The organism is Streptomyces sp. NPDC055400 (genome assembly GCF_053644375.1).
On sequence record NZ_JBSHLM010000008.1, the window covers coordinates 172,638 to 190,741 of the forward strand.

At 71.9% G+C, this 18,104-nt stretch carries 12 protein-coding genes; 3 read left to right on the plus strand and 9 right to left on the minus strand.

Features of this window, described 5'->3' with window-relative positions; translation table 11 throughout:
* Window positions 1–260 precede the first annotated feature (260 nt).
* Window positions 261–1,052 (minus strand): class II aldolase/adducin family protein, encoded by a 792-nt coding sequence (locus ACWIGU_RS22225; protein WP_454403341.1) that lies wholly within the window; start codon window positions 1,050–1,052, stop codon window positions 261–263.
* Window positions 1,053–1,182: 130 nt separating this feature from the next.
* Between ACWIGU_RS22225 and ACWIGU_RS22230 the strand changes: the two genes are divergently transcribed.
* Complete coding sequence (locus ACWIGU_RS22230) at window positions 1,183–1,665, plus strand: pyridoxamine 5'-phosphate oxidase family protein (RefSeq protein ID WP_454403343.1); 483 nt, start codon at window positions 1,183–1,185, stop codon at window positions 1,663–1,665.
* Window positions 1,666–1,743: 78 nt separating this feature from the next.
* Here ACWIGU_RS22230 and guaA read toward each other — a convergent pair whose 3' ends face one another.
* Window positions 1,744–3,330: a glutamine-hydrolyzing GMP synthase gene (guaA, locus tag ACWIGU_RS22235; protein ID WP_356283709.1), complete on the minus strand. Its 1,587-nt coding sequence runs from the start codon at window positions 3,328–3,330 to the stop codon at window positions 1,744–1,746.
* A 322-nt stretch (window positions 3,331–3,652) separates the two neighbouring features.
* Here guaA and ACWIGU_RS22240 point away from each other — a divergent pair, with 322 nt between their 5' ends.
* Window positions 3,653–3,946 (plus strand): chorismate mutase, encoded by a 294-nt coding sequence (locus ACWIGU_RS22240; protein WP_454403345.1) that lies wholly within the window; start codon window positions 3,653–3,655, stop codon window positions 3,944–3,946.
* Window positions 3,947–4,563: 617 nt separating this feature from the next.
* Here the strand turns inward: ACWIGU_RS22240 and ACWIGU_RS22245 are convergent.
* Window positions 4,564–5,301: a hypothetical protein gene (locus tag ACWIGU_RS22245; protein WP_454403347.1), complete on the minus strand. Its 738-nt coding sequence runs from the start codon at window positions 5,299–5,301 to the stop codon at window positions 4,564–4,566.
* Between the two features lie 297 nt (window positions 5,302–5,598).
* On the opposite strand from ACWIGU_RS22245, the gene ACWIGU_RS22250 reads away from it, so the two are divergent.
* Complete coding sequence (locus ACWIGU_RS22250) at window positions 5,599–6,612, plus strand: LAETG motif-containing sortase-dependent surface protein (RefSeq protein WP_454403349.1); 1,014 nt, start codon at window positions 5,599–5,601, stop codon at window positions 6,610–6,612.
* 68 nt (window positions 6,613–6,680) lie between these two features.
* Here the strand turns inward: ACWIGU_RS22250 and ACWIGU_RS22255 are convergent, their stop codons facing one another.
* The 6 genes from ACWIGU_RS22255 to ACWIGU_RS22280 all read right to left on the minus strand — a co-directional run bounded on the left by ACWIGU_RS22255 (window position 6,681) and on the right by ACWIGU_RS22280 (window position 18,092).
* A complete protein-coding gene (locus ACWIGU_RS22255) occupies window positions 6,681–8,528 on the minus strand; it encodes a GMC oxidoreductase (RefSeq protein WP_454403351.1) in 1,848 nt (615 codons plus the stop codon).
* A 30-nt stretch (window positions 8,529–8,558) separates the two neighbouring features.
* Window positions 8,559–10,187, minus strand: a complete 1,629-nt coding sequence (locus tag ACWIGU_RS22260; RefSeq protein WP_454403353.1) for a succinic semialdehyde dehydrogenase — start codon at window positions 10,185–10,187, stop codon at window positions 8,559–8,561.
* A gap of 182 nt (window positions 10,188–10,369) precedes the next feature.
* Window positions 10,370–12,061: a serine/threonine-protein kinase gene (locus ACWIGU_RS22265; RefSeq protein WP_454403355.1), complete on the minus strand. Its 1,692-nt coding sequence runs from the start codon at window positions 12,059–12,061 to the stop codon at window positions 10,370–10,372.
* Between the two features lie 70 nt (window positions 12,062–12,131).
* Complete coding sequence (locus ACWIGU_RS22270; protein WP_454403357.1) at window positions 12,132–13,724, minus strand: protein kinase domain-containing protein; 1,593 nt, start codon at window positions 13,722–13,724, stop codon at window positions 12,132–12,134.
* Window positions 13,725–13,825: 101 nt separating this feature from the next.
* Complete coding sequence (locus ACWIGU_RS22275) at window positions 13,826–15,400, minus strand: serine/threonine-protein kinase (RefSeq protein WP_454403658.1); 1,575 nt, start codon at window positions 15,398–15,400, stop codon at window positions 13,826–13,828.
* 226 nt (window positions 15,401–15,626) lie between these two features.
* Window positions 15,627–18,092, minus strand: coding sequence for a protein kinase (locus ACWIGU_RS22280; RefSeq protein ID WP_454403359.1), 2,466 nt, complete (start codon window positions 18,090–18,092; stop codon window positions 15,627–15,629).
* Window positions 18,093–18,104: the final 12 nt, after the last annotated feature.

Below are 18,104 nucleotides of genomic sequence, written 5' to 3' on the forward strand. Positions count from 1 at the left end.
CGTCCGGAGCCCGCCCGGCCCGAACGGCCGCGCGTCAACTTCCGTGTAATGACTGGGAATTGTGCCGTACGCCAGGCCGTCCAGGGCCGCCAGGTCCGGTCAGAGGGGGTGAACGGTGAACGCCGGTGTTGACCCCCGAGGCCACAGCCCCGGCTCAAGGACGACGGCCCCGGCGCACGGCGCCGCTGCCCCCGCTCACGGCACCGCTGCCCCGACCCGAGTCGGCACCGCCCCGGCTCAGGACGACACCGGCCCTCCGCTCAGGACAGCAGATCCGGCTCCGCGCTGCTGATCTCCTGCCACAGGGGCTGATGGTTGATCCACGCCACCAGGTCGCCGCCCAGCTGCTCCCGTGACGCCACGGCCTGGCGGTGGTCGATCAGAATCGGGCGGCCCGCGGCCCGCGCAGCGAGCTGCACCTGGCAGGAGCGCTCCATCGACAGGAACCACCACGCGGCCGAGTCGACGGAGTCGCCCACGGTGAGCAGCCCGTGGTTGCGCAGGATGAGCGCCTTGTACGAGCCGAGCGCGGCCGCGATCCGCCGCCCCTCGTCCGGGTCCACGGCCACGCCGGTGTACTCGTCGAGCAGCGCGTGGTCCTCGTAGAAGGCGCACGCCTCCTGGGTGATCGGGTCGAGCAGCTCGCCGAGCGTGGACAGCGCCCGCCCGTACAGCGAGTGGCAGTGCGCGACGGCGACCACGTCGGGCCGCGCCCGGTGGACCTGGGCATGGACGGTGAACGCGGCCTGGTTCACATGGCGGCGGCCCTCGACGACCTGTCCGTCCCCGTTGGCGAGGACCAGGTCGGACACGGTGACGTGCTTGAACGGCATCCCGAAGGGATTCACCCAGTAGCAGTCGTCGTACTCCGGGTCCCGCACCGTGATGTGTCCCGACACCCCGTCCTCGTAGCCCAGACGCCCGAAGATGCGCAGCGCGCCCGCGAGCCGCTCCATGCGGTGCCGACGCTCGTCGGCCGGGGAGTCATGGATGGGAGGCATCGCGAACTGGAGGTGTTCGTTGGGGACCGGCGGCGGCGTCTGCGTGGACATGGAGCGGAAGTTACCTCCGAGGAGCGCAGGAGGACAGAGGCGGGCGGTGAAGAGAGTGCGCCGAACTCGTCGCGGGCGGCGCCGCGCATACCGGACAGCAGGTGTCGGGTATCCGCGCCAGACTCGGCGTATGACATCGAACTGGGCCACTTTCGCCACGGCCGAACCGGACCTCGCCAAGACGGTCGAGAAGCGCTTCGGCCGGTTCCAGCACCACACCCTGGCGACCCTGCGCAAGGACGGTTCGCCGCGCACGAGCGGACTGGAGGTGCGGTTCCTGCACGGGGAGTTCTGGCTCGGCATGATGCCGGGCTCGCTCAAGGCGCGCGATCTGCTCCGGGACCCGCGCTTCGCCGTCCAGGCCAACCCGGGCGACGGCACCGGCATGGGCGGCGGGGACGTACGGATCTCGGGACGGGCGCTGCTGGTCGAGGACCCCGAGGTCATCGCCTCGTACACGGACTCGGTCCAGGTCCCCGACCCCGACGACTTCCACCTCTTCCGCACCGAGCTGACCGAGGTCACCCGCACCTTCATCGAGGACGAGAAATACCTGGTCGTACAGGTGTGGAAGCCGGGCGGCGAGCCGGTACGCACCCTGAAGCGCACCTGAGCCGCCCCGCAGACATGAAGGCGCCGCCCACTCCATGCGGCAGTGGGCGGCGCCTTCACACACGGTGTCGGGGAGCGACTACTCCCACTCGATGGTGCCCGGCGGCTTGCTCGTCACGTCGAGCACGACGCGGTTGACGTCCGCGACCTCGTTCGTGATGCGGGTCGAGATCTTCGCCAGGACGTCGTACGGCATGCGCGTCCAGTCCGCCGTCATGGCGTCCTCGGAGGAGACGGGGCGCAGGACGATCGGGTGGCCGTAGGTGCGGCCATCGCCCTGGACGCCGACGCTGCGGACGTCCGCGAGCAGGACGACCGGGCACTGCCAGATGTCACGGTCGAGACCGGCCGCCGTCAGCTCCTCGCGGGCGATGGCGTCGGCCTCGCGCAGCAGGTCGAGCCGGTCCTTGGTGACCTCGCCGACGATGCGGATACCGAGGCCGGGGCCCGGGAACGGCTGGCGCTGGACGATGTCGTCCGGCAGGCCGAGCTCGGCGCCGACCATGCGCACCTCGTCCTTGAAGAGCTGGCGCAGCGGCTCGACGAGCGCGAACTCCAGGTCCTCGGGGAGGCCCCCCACGTTGTGGTGGGACTTGATGTTCGCCGTGCCGGTGCCGCCGCCGGACTCGACGACGTCCGGGTAGAGCGTGCCCTGGACCAGGAACGCGACGTCCTCGCCGTCGGCCGCGCCCTCGGCGACGATCTCCGCCTGCGCCTGCTCGAAGACGCGGATGAACTCGCGGCCGATGATCTTCCGCTTGGTCTCGGGGTCGGAGACCCCGGCCAGCGCGTCCAGGAAGCGCTGGCTCGCGTCGACGACCTTGAGGTTCGCGCCGGTCGAGGCGACGAACTCCTTCTCGACCTGCTCGGTCTCGCCCTTGCGCATCAGGCCGTGGTCGACGTACACGCAGGTCAGCTGGGAGCCGATGGCCTTCTGGACGAGGGCCGCGGCCACCGCGGAGTCGACGCCGCCGGACAGGCCGCAGATCGCGCGCTTGGTGCCGACCTGCTCGCGGATCGCGGCGACCTGCTCGTCGATCACGTTGCCCGTGGTCCAGGTCGGCTCGATGCCGGCGCCCCGGTAGAGGAAGTGCTCGAGGACCTGCTGGCCGTACGTGGAGTGCATGACCTCGGGGTGGTACTGCACGCCGTACAGCTTCTTGGCGTCGTTCTCGAAGGCCGCGACCGGCACGACGTCCGTGGACGCGGTGACGGTGAAGCCCTCGGGCGCGGCCGAGCAGGCGTCGCCGTGCGACATCCACACGGACTGCTCGGTCGGAGTGCCCTCGAAGAGGGTGGAGCCGGGGCGGGAGACGGTCAGCGGCGTGCGGCCGTACTCACGGGCGCCGTTGTCGTCGACGGTGCCGCCGAGGGTCGTGGCCATCAGCTGGAAGCCGTAGCACATGCCGAAGACGGGGACGCCGGCCTCGAAGATGGCGCGGTCCAGGCGCGGGGCGCCCTCCGCGTACACGGACGAGGGGCCGCCGGAGAGGATGATCGCCTTCGGGTTCTTGGCGAGCATCTCCTCGACCGGCATGGTGCTCGGCACGATCTCGCTGTAGACGCGGGCCTCGCGGACGCGGCGGGCGATGAGCTGGGCGTACTGCGCACCAAAGTCGACGACCAGAACGGTGTCAGGGGCGGCAGCGGGGGACGCTGATGGCACGGCGGCGGCCTTCCGGCGGTGGAACACGAGCGGGGGTCTGTATTTGTCGATTCTAACGGGCCCGGACGGACACTCTTCGTCTCATCCCACGGACGCGGTGGCCGGGGCCACCGGGCCGGGGCATACTGGCCTTGTGACCAAGCACCGCATCGACTTCCTCTTTACCTATGGCAACCGGCCCGCCGGCTGCCATGGTCGAGCTGCTTGATCACCTGACAAGCGACTTACCGGGCGCCCCGGGCCGACAAGGCCCGGGGCGCTCTGTCATCTCCGGTCCTTGCCACTCCGGGACACCCGTCCCCATACGACGAGGAGCCCCAAGATGACCACCACCGCGACCCCCAGCGAAAAGACCGGCGCCCGCACCTCCGAGGCCGCCGACGTGATCACCGGCGCCCGCGAGCGCATCGACTCGCTCGACGACCGGATCATCGGCCTGATCCAGGAACGGATGGCCGTCTCGGCCGTCATCCAGGAGGCGCGCATCACCTCGGGCGGGCGCCGCGTGAACCTGGCGCGCGAGCTGGAAGTCCTGGGCCACTACAGGGACGCCCTCGGCAAGCCCGGCACCGGCCTCGCGATGACGCTCCTGGAGCTGTGCCGGGGCCGGGTCTGAGGCCTACTCGACCGCACCCACGTTCGGATCCGCTCTCACCCGTACGGCGCGTGACCGGTGCGCGGCACCCTTCGTTGGTCCCGATGTCCGTGCCAGCCAGGGGCGGGCCCGCTCAATCCACGCGTGGCTCCGCTGGAGCGATGAGACGTAGGGATCCATGCCGTACGTCGTGGGACCTCGCTCCAGCGTTTGTGACCGGACGGCAGGGGACAGCAGCCCGGTCACCCAAGAGAACGACCGGTCCCGGGGACGCCCGGGGCCGGTCGGCCTCCCAGCAGAACCCCTTCGCCCCTGTGGTCGAAACGGTCGGTCGAAACGGTTGCGCGCACGGCAGACCCGCGAGCACGATGCGGAGAAACCCCCACACCCCACAGAGCCCCGGTCCCGGGCTTCACAAGTGAATCGCCGCAGGCCCGCCCCTCCGCACGCCACCACGCGCCGGGGTGGCGACCCCTGGCAGACCCGCACCAGCGGCGCAACCCCCCAGCGCCGCTCCCCCGGCACCGACGCCGCCCTGACGTCGGTGCTGAAGGCCAAGGGCCCCGCGGACGCGTCCGCGGGGCCCTTCGCTGTGCCCACCGGGCCAGGCCGAACCTGTCCGGTCCGGACCATCGAGGTCAGACGGTCTTCTCCAGCTTCGCGAGCTGCGCGTCGACGATCACCTTCGGCACATCGGTCTTGCTCGAGTCCAGCATGTTCATGGTGTAGAAGGCCACGACCGTCGAGCCGCTGCGCACCACGGTGAAGGTCATCGGGACCTTGTCGCCGTCGATGACACCCTTCACGTCGTACGAGACCGCCTCGTCACCCGCGTCGGGCGCGGGCCGCTCCTTGACGCCGCTGTACTTGTAGTCGACGTGCTCGTACGCGGTGCAGCTCTTCGAGGCCGTGCGCACGTCCTTCATGACCTTGGCGGCGTCGGCGCCGTCGTGCGCGAGCAGCGCCAGCGAGGTCACCTTGGGGTCGAGCTCGTCCGTCGCCATGAGCGTGCGCACGACCCGGTCCTTCGCCGTCGGCCGCGTCGAGAACATGAACATGTCGGCGAGCGGCTGGCACGAGGCCGGCTTCGCGGCGACGCTCTCGGTCGGCGGCAGGTCGTCCTTGCCCACCTTCTCGACCTTGTAGCCCTTGACGTCGCCCGTGGCGACGACGGCCTTCTCCAGCTCGGCCGCCGTGAGCGCCTTCGCGCCCTCCTCGGCGGGCTTCGCGGGCGCCGTGGTCTTCTCCGAGGCGGCCGGCTTCGCCGGCTTCCTGGCGTCGTCGCCGGTCTCGGAGGACCCCCCGCACGCCGTCGTCACACCCAGCGCCGCGACCACGGCCGCGGCCGCCACGGCACGCCTCACACCTGACTTCACATTCCCACCTTCGTCCTCTGCGGCACGGGACCACGCGTCGGCCCCTACCGAGGCGCCATCCAAGCCCTCGGCCAGCCTCCTTTGCCAGCGCTTTGCGTAACGATCGGAGATCGCCGCAAAGGTTGTACGGGGCACCGGGTGACCCAGCTCACATAAGAATCGTGTGAGGTCGAGGGCAACCATTTCCCGGCGTTGCCGGTCACCTGTGCGGAACCAACGGCCACACCCGCGACCCCACAACGCGGAGGCCTCCCAGCTCGTACTGCGCCGCAGTACGCCGGACTTTCCGAGGTCTTCATGAAGCTTCGCCGTGCCCTGGCCGCCGCGGCCGCGACGGCTGCGATAGCCCCGATCGCGCTCCTTTCGGCGCCGGCCGCGTTCGCCGACGACGAGCCGCCCGCGCCGCCCGCCGCGGTTTCCGACGAGACGACCACCCCGGCCCCGCAGACCACCACGCCGGCCCCCGAGACCACCACGCCGGCCCCCGAGACCACGACCCCCTCGGAGGCCGCGAGCACCACCCCCGCCGCGGACAGCACCACCCCCGCCGCGGCCGCGACGGCCACGGCGACCGACTCGGCCTCGCCGTCCGCGTCGCCCACGCCGAGCGACGAGCCGACCGAACCGACCGGCATCTGCGAGGAGGACAACAAGGACTACCAGTCCAAGCTGGCCGTCTCGCTCAACGGCCTGCCGGGCAAGATCGCGGCGGGCAGCGGCTGGCACAACTTCACGCTGAACGTGAAGAACCCGACGAAGTCGGACCTCGACGAGGCCATCTTCTACGCGGGTGTCGGCCCGAACGACGAGAACGCCGAGAACGCGTTCAAGACGAGCCAGGTCCACCTCCAGGCGAAGGTCGACGGCACCTGGGTCGACATCGACGACGGCGAGGGCCACTCGTTCGGCTTCCTCGACCTGTCGGGCATCAAGGCCGGCAAGTCCACCAACTACCAGCTGCGCCTGAACGTCAAGGCCAGCGCCCCGATCGGCTCCGGCCTGACCATCGGCGGCGGCTTCTACAACGACGACGAGCTGGACTGCATCAGCGACAGCTCCGCCGCCTACGTCATCGAGATCGTGAAGCCGGGCACGGACACCGACGGCACCAAGCCGCAGGAAGGCGGCAAGGTTCCGATGCCGTCGGAGAAGCCGAACGACGACAACACCCAGGAGGTGACCGGCAGCCTCGCTGAGACCGGTTCGTCCTCCATGGTCCCGACCATCGGTCTGATCGGCGGCGTCGCCGTCGTCGCCGGTGCCGGTGCCGTGTTCGCCGTGCGTCGCCGCAAGGCCGGCGCCGCCGCGTAACACCCCGTAGGGGCACACGAAAGGACCTGCGCTCGGAGGGGGGCGCAGGTCCTTTCGTGTGCCCGGGGCTACTTCCCGGCCGGCTTCGGCGGAACCGCCGGCATTCCCAGGAACGGCAGCTTCAGCGCGCCGAACGCGTCCTGTGGAACCGCCGGGTTCTTCGGCGCCACGGCCGACAGCCGCGCGTACGCCACGCCCTGCGCCGGCCGCGGGTCCTCCTCGCCCTTGTTGGGCCAGTACGACATCGCGCGCTCGGCCTGGGCCGTGATGGTCAGGGACGGGTTCACGCCCAGGTTCGCCGTGACCGCGGCGCCGTCGACGACCGAGATGCCCGGGTGCCCGTAGAGGCGGTGGTACGGGTCGATGACACCCGTCTGCGGGGAGTCGCCGATCGGGCAGCCGCCCAGGAAGTGCGCGGTCAGCGGCGTGCCCATCAACTCGCCGACGTTCGACCCGGCGAAGCCGTTGATCTCGGCGGCGATCGTGGACGCGGCGTCCACGGCGGCCTTGATCTGCTTGGGGTTGGGCGCGCCATGCCCCTGCTCGGCCGTGAGCAGGCCCTTGCCGATGCCGTCCGGCTTCAGATAGGTCGTCAGCGAGTTGTCGAGCGACTGCATGACCAGGCCGATGATGGTCCGCTCGGACCAGCGGTGGTTGGAGAGCGAACGCGCCAGCAGCGTCGGATGCTTCGCCACGTTGGCGAGCCACCCGGCCACGCGGGACGAGCCCTGCGCGTACGGGACCTGAAGGATCGTCATGCCGCCCATCGCGTTCGAGCCCTTGCCGTAGCGGACCGGCTCGATGTGCGTGTTCTCGTCCGGGTGGATCGAGGACGTGATCGCGACGCCCTGAGTGAAGTCGACCTTGGGCTTGCCGTGACGCTTCTTGTAGCGGCGGTTGTTGGTCTGGGCGCCGACGAGCGCCTCCGAGTTCGTCCGCGTCAGCTCGCCCAGCCTGGCGGACAGGTACGGGAGTTGGCCGCCCGCCTTCATGCGGTGCAGCAGGGTCTGCGTGCCGTACGTACCGGCCGCGACGATGACGCGCCGGGCCTTGAACGTGCGGCCCGCGCCCTTCTTCTTGTCGTCCGTCGGGAGCGTCTGGACCGCGTAGCCGCCCTGCGAGTCGTCGGTGACGGAGACGGCCGTCGTCATCGGGTGCACGACCGCGCCCGCCTTCTCGGCGAGGTACAGGTAGTTCTCGTTGAGGGTGTTCTTCGCGCCGTGGCGGCAGCCCGTCATGCACTCGCCGCACTCGGTGCACGCCTTGCGGGCCGGGCCCGCGCCCCCGAAGTACGGGTCGTCGACCTGCGTGCCGGGCGCGGCCTTCACCGAACCGGTCCCGTCCCCTTCCCCGCCGACGGCGTCGAGTCCGTCACCGAAGAAGACGCCCACCGGCGCCATGTGGAACGTGTCGCCGATGCCCATGTCCTGGGCCGCCGCCTTGAGGTGGACGTCGGCCGGCGTCATGGTCGGGTTGAGCCGCACGCCCAGCATGCGCTGCGCCTGGTCGTAGTACGGCTTGAGCTCCGCCTCCCAGTCGGTGATGTCCTTCCACTGCGGGTCCTCGAAGAACGGCTTCGGCGGCACGTAGAGCGTGTTGGCGTAGTTCAGCGAGCCGCCGCCGACGCCCGCCCCGGCGAGGACCATCACATTGCCGAGGAGGTGTATGCGCTGGATGCCGTACATGCCGAACTTGGGCGCCCACAGGTAGTTCTTGAGGTCCCAGGAGTTCTTGGGCAGCGTGCCGGGCTCGAAGCGGCGGCCCGCTTCGAGCACGCCGACGCGATAGCCCTTCTCGGTCAGGCGCAGGGCGGACACGGAGCCGCCGAAGCCGGAACCCACGACGAGGACGTCGTAGTCGTACACGGCGTCGTCGGCACTCCCGGCTTCACTCCGGACAGAGTTCTCCTGTGACACTGGCTCTCCTCGTTGAGAACGGGTGGTGCGCTAACGAAGACGGAAGGTCTTCATCGCCTTCAGGCTGCGGCTCATGAACGCCGCGTACTTCTCGTCGGTCATCCCGAACGACGGCGCCATCGGCATGATCCGCTGGTGCGCGACGGTCTGCGCCTCGGTGTACTTGAGGATGCCCTCGGAGCCGTGGCGGCGGCCGAGGCCCGAGTCCTTCATGCCGCCCATCGGCGACTGGACACTGCCGTACGCGGGCGCGTAGCCCTCGTTGATGTTGACGGTGCCGGTGCGCAGCCGGGAGGCGACCTCGTGGCCACGCTTCGCGTCCTTCGTCCACACCGAGGAATTCAGGCCGTACGGCGTCCCGTTGGCGAGGTCGATGACCTCGTCCTCGTCCGTGAAGCGGTAGACGGAGACCACCGGGCCGAAGGTCTCCTCGCCGCACACGGCCATCGGGGCCTCGACGCCGTCGAGGATGGTCGGCTCGAAGAAGTAGGGGCCGATGTCGGGGCGCGCGACGCCACCGGCCACGAGCTTCGCCCCCTTGGCCACGGCCTCGTCGACGTGCCGCGTCACCGTCTCCAACTGCCGCTCGCCGACCAGGGATCCCATGTCCGCGCCGTACGCGAGGGACGTGCCCAGGCGCATCGCCTTGGTGCGCGTGGCGAACCGCTCGACGAACGCGTCGGCGATCGACTCGTGGACGTAGAGCCGCTCGATGGAGATGCAGAGCTGGCCCGCGGAGGAGAAGCAGGCGCGGACCGCGCCGGCCGCCGCCTTGTCGATGTCGGCGTCCGCCAGGACCAGCATCGCGTTCTTGCCGCCGAGTTCGAGCGAGACGCCGACGAGGCGCGCCGCGGCGCCCTGGGCGACCTCGCGGCCGGTGCGGGTGGAGCCGGTGAACGAGACGTAGTCGGCGTGCTTGACCAACTCGGGCCCCACGACCGGGCCTTCGCCGATGACGACCTGGAAGACCTCGGCGGGCAGCCCTGCCTCGATGAGCAGGTCGCGCGCCCACAGCGCCGTCAGGCAGGTCTCCGTGTCGGGCTTCATGACCACCGCGTTGCCGGACACGAACGCCGGAAGCGCGTCACCGACGGACAGCTCGAACGGGTAGTTCCAGGGGGCGATCTGGCCCACGACGCCGCGCGGCTGGCGCAGCTCGGTGACCTTGGTGAGGGTCGGGACGGCGCCCGTGTGCCGCTTCGGCTTCAGGTAGGCGGGGGCCTTGCGGCCGTAGTGGCGGGCCGCGACGGCCACGGCCTGGACCTCTTCGTGCGCGTGCAGGCGCGCCTTGCCGGTCTCCAGCTGGATCAGGTCGAGGACCTCGGCCTGGCGGGCGAGCACCAGGTCGTGGAAGCGCAGCAGCACGGCGGCGCGCTGCCGCGCGGGCACCTTCGCCCAGACGGCCTGCGCGGCACGGGCCCGCTCGAAGGCCTCCGTGACGTCCTCGGGCGTGGACTCGGGCAGGTCCGCCAGCTTCTCGCCGGTGAACGGCGTGTGGTTGGCGGTCCGGCCCGAGCCGGCCACACCCTTGGTGAGCTGGGCGACCAGCTCGGGCGTCACCACGTCGGCCGCGGTGCGCGTGCCCTGCGGGGCGGGGGCGACCGGGTTCGTGCCGGTCTTGTCCGTACGGTCCTTGGAGATGGCCTGCGAGTCCGTCATGGCGCGAGAGTAGGCTCCCGTCAACGTTTTGGGTACCCATGGGTAACGAGGTTTCACCAAGCACTCACACGCCGCCAGCGATCGCTGGCAACAAAGCCCCTGATCAGGGGCGTTGTCAGGGCCTTCACCCAAAGTTCGCCGATGCTCGCCGCTGCTCGCCGCTGCTCGCCGCTGCTCGCCGATCAGAGTCTGTCGATGTGGAGGTTGGCGATCGCCTGCTTCGCCACCTCACGGCCGCGCTCGGTGAAGTCGCCCTTGCCCGGGTAGTCGATCCAGAGCTGGTACATGTCGCCCGACCTGGTCTTGTAGTAGAAGACCTTCGCCTCGCGCGGCTTGAGCTCGTCGGAATCGCTGTCATCCGTGTAGGTGACCGTGTTCTCGGCGGACTCACGGTCGTTGTACGTGGTCTTGACGGTCCGGCTGTGCGGAAGGGGCTTCTCCGCCATATCCGTGTTGTCGCCCTTGTTGATCTCGTCGGAGTCCTTGTACGCCTGCGCGGACGCGGAGCTCGCGATCCCGTTCAGGCTGTCCTCGGACTTCTTCTTCAGATAGAGGGTGACCGAGACCGCGTAGCTCGGATCCCGGTAGGAGACCCAGTGATCGGTCTTCTGGATGCTGTTGTCCACCTGGGACCGCACGTACTCCGGCGGCGCCGCGAACGTCGCCGCGAGCGTCTTCTCCTGGTGGTCCTGCCACCCGTCAGGCAGCGGGCCGGCGAACGGGTTCGCGATCACCAGGTACGCCACCACCGCCGCCGCGACGACCGCGGCGCCGGCGCCGAGCAGCGTCCTGCGGCTGAGGCTGACGCCCTTGCCGCCGGGGCCCGCGAGCTGGACGACCTGAGTGGGCGGCTGCTGCGGCGGATTGGCCGCGCGCTCCAGGAGGTCGCGCACGCGCGCCGCGTTCGGGCGCCGGGCCGGGTCCTTGGCGAGCAGGCCGTTGACGGCCTCGGCGAGCGGGCCCTGGGCCGCGGCGGGCGCCGCCGGGGTCGCGTTGATCACGGACTGGAGTGTCGCCGGCGTGTTGTTGCGGCGGAACGGCGAGACGCCCTCCGTCGCCGCGTACAGGACGACGCCGAGGGACCACAGGTCGGACGCGGGGCCCGGGCGCTGGCCGAGGACCCGCTCCGGGGCGATGAACTCGGGCGAGCCGACGAAGCCGCCGGTGTCCGTCAGATTGGTCTCGCCCTCGATCTGGGCGATGCCGAAGTCGGTGAGGACCACGCGGTCGTGGCGGCCGAGCATCACGTTGTCGGGCTTCACGTCGCGGTGCAGGACGCCCGCGGCGTGCGCGGCCTCAAGGGCGCCGAGCACTTCGAGGCCGATCCGCGCCGCCTCGCGGGCGCTGAGCGTGCCCTCCTGGAGAGCGTCACCGAGCGTGCGCCCCCGCACGAACTCCATGACGATCCACGGCTGTCCGTCCTCGACGGCGACATCGTGAACGTTGACCACGGCCGGGTGGTCGAGCCGGGCCGCCGCGCGTGCCTCGCGCCGCATCCGCTCGAAGACGGTGGTCCGCTCGCGCTCCGGCAGATGGTCGGGGACGCGCGGCTCCTTGACCGCCACCTCGCGGTCCACCGTCTCGTCCTTGGCCCGCCACACGGTGCCCATGCCACCGTGCCCGAGCTTGCTCAGGAGCCGGTAGCGCCCGCCGATCAGACGCCCGGCACCCGGCTCGGGCTCCGAGGCCTGCCGCGGCGGCACGACCTGCGTGGGCGGCGGCTGGTGCGGGGGCTGCGGGTGCGGCTGCGGATACGCGGCGGGGGGCTGGGCGTACGGGTTCCCCTGATGGGGCGTGTGCGGCTCCTGCGGCGGCTGGAGCCCGAAGCTCGTCGGGTCGTTCGGGCCGTACGCGGATCCCCCGTTGTTACTCATGCCTCCATGCCTACCGTGCCTGACGCCCCCGGATCCACTCGGGTCACTCACTTGTGACCGCCCCGATGCCTCAGCCGCCCCCGGAGGGCACGAATGTCGCGACCGCCGTGTCGAAGTACCGCTTGGCCTCCGCGATCCGGCCGACCGGCGCCGACACCCACACGTCGTACATCCGGCCGCCCTGCTCCCAGCACAGGTCGTACGTGTGCCTCGCGCCCTCCGCCGTGCTGAAGCCGTTCCACGTGAACCGCCAGAGCGCGGCGGGCTTGCCGCCGTGAGTCGTGTCGGTGACCGAACCGTCGCGGTAGCCCGGGTTGTTGGCGGGCCCCTTCGCGTCGGAGCGGCGCTGCACGGCGCCGGGCCCGCCCGGGTCGGGGGCCGCCTCCTTGATGCCGATCCTGAACGTGCCGCCCGGCGACATGTAGAAGATCCGGGGTCCGTCGGGCTTCCTGCTGAAGTCGTCCGGCACGGCCAGGGAGAAGCCCTTCGGGTCGACGGCCGTGCGGTAACCGGCAGGGGACGGAGGCCGCGTGCCGGTCTGCTGCTCCGTGACGGTGACCGTCGGACGGGGCTCCGGCGCCGAGTCCGAGGGGGCTGCCGTGTCACCCGTGGGGCCCGGCGCGGACGCCGTGGGGCGGTGGGTGCCGCCGCCGTCGCCACCGTTCACGAGCAGCGCGGCCGCGGAGACGCCGGCCCCGGCCATCGCGGCGACGAGCGCGGCGGCCGCGAGGACCACGCGAGCGGAACGCTTCTGCGGGGGCGCGGGAGCGGGCGCCGTGAGGCTGTTCCCGGCGGTGGGCGTGTAGCCGCCGACGGGCCGCGGCGTCGTACCCGTGGCGACGTACGCGCGAAGGAGCCGGTCGGCCTCGTCCAGGCCGAGCCTGCGCTCCGGATCGCGCTCAAGGAGGCCTTGTACGACGGGCAGCAGCGGCTCGGCCTCGGCGGGCGGGCGGATGTCGCCGACGACCACGGCGTGCATGATCCCGCCCAGCGAGTCGCGCCGGAACGGCGACTCGCCCGTCACGGCCGCGCACAGCATCGCGCCCAGCGACCACAGGTCCGACTCGGGACCGGTCCGCTCCCCCGCCATGCGCTCGGGCGCCGTGTACTCGGGCGAGCCGACGAAGGATCCCGTCTCGGTGAGCGTCGTCGCGCCACTGACCTGCGCGATCCCGAAGTCCGTGAGCACGACGCGCTCGCTGCCCGCCTCGACGAGCACGTTCGCCGGCTTCAGATCGCGGTGCAGCACCCCCGCAGCGTGCGCGACCCGCAGCGCGCCGAGGAGCGCGATCCCGATCCGGGCCGCCTCCCGCGCGTCGACGGGCCCGGTCCGCGAGAGCCGGTCGGCGAGCGAGCCGCCCTCGATCAACTCCATGACGATGTACGGGCGTTCGCCGTGCTCCACGACGTCGTGGACGACGATGACGTTCGGATGGCTCAGCTGGGCGACCGCGCGGGCCTCGCGCAGGGTGCGGTCCTTCTGGCGGCGGGCCTCGTCGGCGGAGAGCGTCTCGTCGAGTACGAGTTCCTTGACCGCGACGCGCCGCCCGAGCAGCTGGTCACAGGCGCGCCACACGACGCCCATTCCGCCCCGGCCGATGCGCGCCTCCAGCCGGTAACGCCCGGCGATCACACGGACGTTGCCCTCCCCCTCGGTCCCCATGCGTCCCATCATGCCGCACGGAACGGGCGCCGGAGGGGCGTGCTCCGGGCCGTCAAGGGATCAACGAAACCGCAGGGCCGGCGCCCGCGGGCCACGGGCGCCTACGGCTCCCAGCCCCGCAGGATCGCGTCGAACTGCTGCCGCCCCTCGTCCCAGTCGGCCTCCGGCACGGACAGATAGATGGCGTACTCGGTGCCGTCGTTCTCGACGTACGTCTGCTCGATCGCGTGCCGCGGGCCCGACGTCGTGTCCTTGTTGCCCGCGGTCCAGGTGAACTCCCACAGGGATCCAGGCCGGTCGCGGTAGGTGTTGGGCTGCAGATTGACCTGCTGGTAGTCGGGCAGCCCGGGCGGCTTCGTGACCTGCCGCTCCAGGTCCAGCTGATGGTGGTACGAGTCGGGCCAGTCGGGGGACTCGTCGACCGCTATCCGTACGAAGTGCGCGCCGCGGTCCGGCGTGTAGTCGACCTGGGTGCCGTCCGCCTGCCGCTTCCAGTCCTTCGGCAGCATGAGGCTGTAGCCCTCGACGTCGTCGACGCGGACCCAGTCGTCCGGAATGCTCCCAGACTTGTGCTTGCCGTCGCCCGAACCCGCCGATGTGCTCGGGGTCCCGTCCTCGCCGGAGTTCGAGTGCGACGAGGTCCGGTCGTTCAGATAGTGGTTCGCGGCGAACACGCCACCGCCGCCGACGAGAGCCGCCGCCAGGGCCACGGCGACGACGCGCGGCCACTTGCGGCCACCGGAGGCGCGGGCCGCGGGCGACACCGGCTGTCGCACGCCTATCGCGGTCGACTCCTCCGCGGGCGTCGGCGGCGCCGCGGCATGCACCTGCGTGGGTACATAGGCCTGCGCCGCGCTGGAACGGCGGCCCTCGGCGGCCTCGGCGAGCATTGTCTCGGCCTCGTCGGCGGAGGGGCGCGCGTCAGGGTCCTTGCGCAGCAGGGCCTGGATGACGGGCGCGAGGGCGGCCCCGTATGTCAGTGCGCCCGGCTCCTCCTCGACGACGGCCTGCATCGTGCTGATCGGTGACGTACGCCGGAACGGGGACTTCCCCTCGACGGCCGTGAACAGCGTGGCGCCGAGCGCCCACAGGTCGGACGCGGGCCCGGGCGCCGAGCCCCTGACCCGCTCGGGCGCCAGATAGTCGACCGAGCCGACGATCTCGCCGGTCCGCGTGATCGTCGAATCGCCCTCGACCTGCGCGATCCCGAAGTCCGTGAGCAGCACCCGCCCGTCGCGGGCGAGCAGGACGTTGCCCGGCTTCACGTCGCGGTGCAGCACCCCGGCCGCGTGCGCGGCGCGCAGCGCCCGCAGCGTCCACAGGCCGATGCGGGCGGCCTCGCGCGGCAGGATGCGACCCGACTCCTTCACGGCGTCCGCGAGCGAGGGACCGTCGACGAGCTCCATCACGATCCACGGCCGGTCGTCGTGCTCCAGCACGTCGTGGACGGTGACGACCGCCGGGTGGTTGATGCGCGCGGCGGCCCGCGCCTCCGTCTGCGTCCGCGCAAGCAGCACGGCGCGGTCGGCCTCCTGCACGTACTGGGCCGCCGTCAGTTCCTTGACGGCCACGGTCCGGTGGAGCACTTCGTCGTGCGCCCGCCACACCCGGCCCATGCCGCCGCGCCCGATCGAGTCACCGAGGCGATAGCGGCCCGCGAGGAGCAGGCCCTGCATCTGATTCACGTTCCCCCGCAGAGCGCATTGGTCGTGCCAGGGCCGCTCATGGCCTTGACAGAGCCACATTAGGGAGCGGCCCAGGCACAGGGAACCGCCGGGGGTGCACGGAGACCGCACTGTGACGCTTGTCGCCCGCCGGGACGGGGGCCGGCCGGTCATCAACTGGGCGTATTCCGTACGCCGGTACGACGTCTGGCGTTGTATCAGCCCGTGCTCCGATACGTCAGCCCGTGCTCTGATACGTCGCCGAGGCCTGCTCGTACAGGCGCGTCACCTCGTCGCGTTCGGCCTCGGGGCCCCGCAGTTGCACCACGTGGTAGCGGCCGCCCACGATCATCGCGAGGTTGCGTACGTACGTCTCGCGGCCCGCCGGGTTCTGCCACGTGAACTGGCCCTCGGCCATGGCCCGACCGCCCACGTCGATCCGGCGCATCCCGGAGGACGTCGCCCACGTCGAGTCGCGGAACGGCTGCAACTCGCGCTCCTTCTCCCGCTGGTACGTCATGGGGTCGCTGCCGTACGCGGACGTGCTGTCGCGCCCCGGCACGACGACGAGTTCGAAGTCGCCGTGCGTGTAGAGAACTTGGCCCTGTCCGTTCCTGCCCTGCCGGTTCCAGCCCTTGGCGACGGCGACGCGGAACCCTTCGGGGTCCTTGCGCAGCGTGAAGCCCTGCGCGACCTCGGGCTCGGACGAGTCGGTCTGCGGATCGGCGGCGGAGGGGGTGGACGAGCTCTTACCGCCGTTCTTCCCCTGGCCCCCGGCGGATTCGCCCGGCGCCGGCGTGGACCTGCCGCCCTCGGGCGCGGGCCGGCCTCCGGTGGCGCCCGCGTGATCCTTGGCGCCGTCACCCGGCGTGCCGCCGCTCGGCTCGGCCTTCGGCATGAAGACCACGGCATACGCGACCGCGGCCGCCAGGCCGAGCAGTACGAGAACGAGCAGGGTGCGGCCGAGCGAACGGGGCTTCCTGGGGCCGCGATCCGACGGGGGGCGACGCTCCGGCCTCGTGCGCCGCTCCGCCTCCTGCGGCTGCGCCTTGGCCCGCTTGTGCCGCGCGTGCCCGGGCCCGGCTCCGGCCTGGGCGAAGGAGCGCCGGCGGCGCCTGCGCACGAGCTCGCCCCGGCGCCGTACGATCGGCAGCCGCGTGGCGTCGAAGGGGGGTGCGGTCACGACGTTCGTGCCCGCCTCGGGCTCCGGCGCGGACCGCACCAGCGACCTGAGCCACCCTCGCAGCTCCTCGAAGTCGAGCCGCTCCGTGGGGTCCTGACGCAGCAGCGACTCGACGACGGGCCGCAGCGGCCCGCACTCCTCGGCGAACGCGGGCGGCTCGGCGCACACCATCTGCACCAGCTCGCCGGTGTTCTCCTCCGGGTACGGGGCGTGTCCCTGGACCGCCCGGAAGAGGAGGGCACCGAGGGCCCACAGGTCGGTGGCCGGGCCGATCGGGGCGGCCAGCTGCCAGTTCTCGTGGACGGGACCCGCCTGCTCGGGCGCCCAGCGCTCGGTGACGGGCCCGACGACGGTCATCCGCGCCTGCCGCGCACGGTCGGCGGCGAGGGCGGTGGCCGGCCCGCGACCGGCCGTCGGCGCCGTCTGCTGTGCGGGGATGAGCTGGTCCCAACGCGTGCTCTCCGGGGCGGAGTCGGGCGCCTCGAAAGGGGCGGGCCCGGCCTGCTCCGTGCCGGGCCGCGGGATCGCCCCGTGCCAGGGGCGCCCGGCGGCATCGCGTACGCCGTAGGGGTCGTCGATCCGGCCGGACTGCGCGTCGCCCCTGTGCGCCCCGGCGCCGGACTCGCCCCCGGACTCCCCGCCCGGCCCGCGCCGCGGCGGCCCCGGTGTCCCGTCCGTGTCCACGCCCCCACGCGCGGCGGCCCGCGCACCGGCCCGGTACGCGGCTATCGCCCCCGCGCGCGCGGCCCGCGGGTCGCTCCCGGCCTCAAGGGCGGCGGGCCGCGACGGCGCGGGGGCGCGGGGAGCGGGAGGGGTGTGGGGGGCGGGAGGGGTGTGGGGGGACGCGGGAGCCGAAGACTGCGGGTCCTGCGGCTTCGAGGGCGCCGCGGCCAGAGGCGGCGCCGGCGTCGGGTCATAGCCGCACAACGCCTCCTCCGCCGCGCCGGCCGCGAGTCCCGTCAGCACGATCCGGCCGTCGTCGCACACGAGAACCGTGCGGGCGGTGATGTTCCGGTGGACCCAGCCGTGGGCGTGCAGCGCGCGCAGGGCGGTGAGGACGTCGGACGCGACCTCGGCCGCCCGGTACGGGGACAGCGGCTCCTCGGCGAGCAGCGCGGCGAGCGGCCGCGCGGAGACGACCTCACTGACGATCCACAGCGAGCCGCCCTCGGCGAACACGTCGAAGACCTGGTCGAGCCGTGGATGGTCGGGTATCTGGGCGGCGGCCTGCGCGGCCTCGATGGCGCGGCGCACCGCGGGATCCGCCGGCCTGCGCGTGGTCCGCCCCGCGTCCCCCCGCTCGCGCCGGCCCCGCGACTCACGCGGCACGAACCCGTCAGGGAGCCCCTCGGCGTCGAGCACCTCGGCCTCGACGACCTCGGGTAACGGCACCTGTCTGACCAGGACCTCCTGGCCGCTGTAGGTGTCGAACGCCCGCGTCGATGCGAACTCGTACGCGTCGGCGGGCGACAGCGGCAGGCGGTAGCGGTCGGCGAGCACTCGCCCCGCGTAGTCCTCCACGACGCGTCCCCC

Excerpts from the sequence above, each read along its gene's own strand:
- ACWIGU_RS22250 (WP_454403349.1), top strand. The coding sequence starts at position 5,599 with ATGAAGCTTCGCCGTGCCCTGGCCGCCGCGGCCGCGACGGCTGCGATA.
- ACWIGU_RS22270 (WP_454403357.1), bottom strand. The coding sequence starts at position 13,724 with ATGGGGACCGAGGGGGAGGGCAACGTCCGTGTGATCGCCGGGCGTTAC.
- ACWIGU_RS22225 (WP_454403341.1), bottom strand. The coding sequence starts at position 1,052 with ATGTCCACGCAGACGCCGCCGCCGGTCCCCAACGAACACCTCCAGTTC.
- ACWIGU_RS22275 (WP_454403658.1), bottom strand. The coding sequence starts at position 15,400 with ATGCAGGGCCTGCTCCTCGCGGGCCGCTATCGCCTCGGTGACTCGATC.
- ACWIGU_RS22260 (WP_454403353.1), bottom strand. The coding sequence starts at position 10,187 with ATGACGGACTCGCAGGCCATCTCCAAGGACCGTACGGACAAGACCGGC.
- ACWIGU_RS22240 (WP_454403345.1), top strand. The coding sequence starts at position 3,653 with ATGACCACCACCGCGACCCCCAGCGAAAAGACCGGCGCCCGCACCTCC.
- ACWIGU_RS22230 (WP_454403343.1), top strand. The coding sequence starts at position 1,183 with ATGACATCGAACTGGGCCACTTTCGCCACGGCCGAACCGGACCTCGCC.
- ACWIGU_RS22265 (WP_454403355.1), bottom strand. The coding sequence starts at position 12,061 with ATGAGTAACAACGGGGGATCCGCGTACGGCCCGAACGACCCGACGAGC.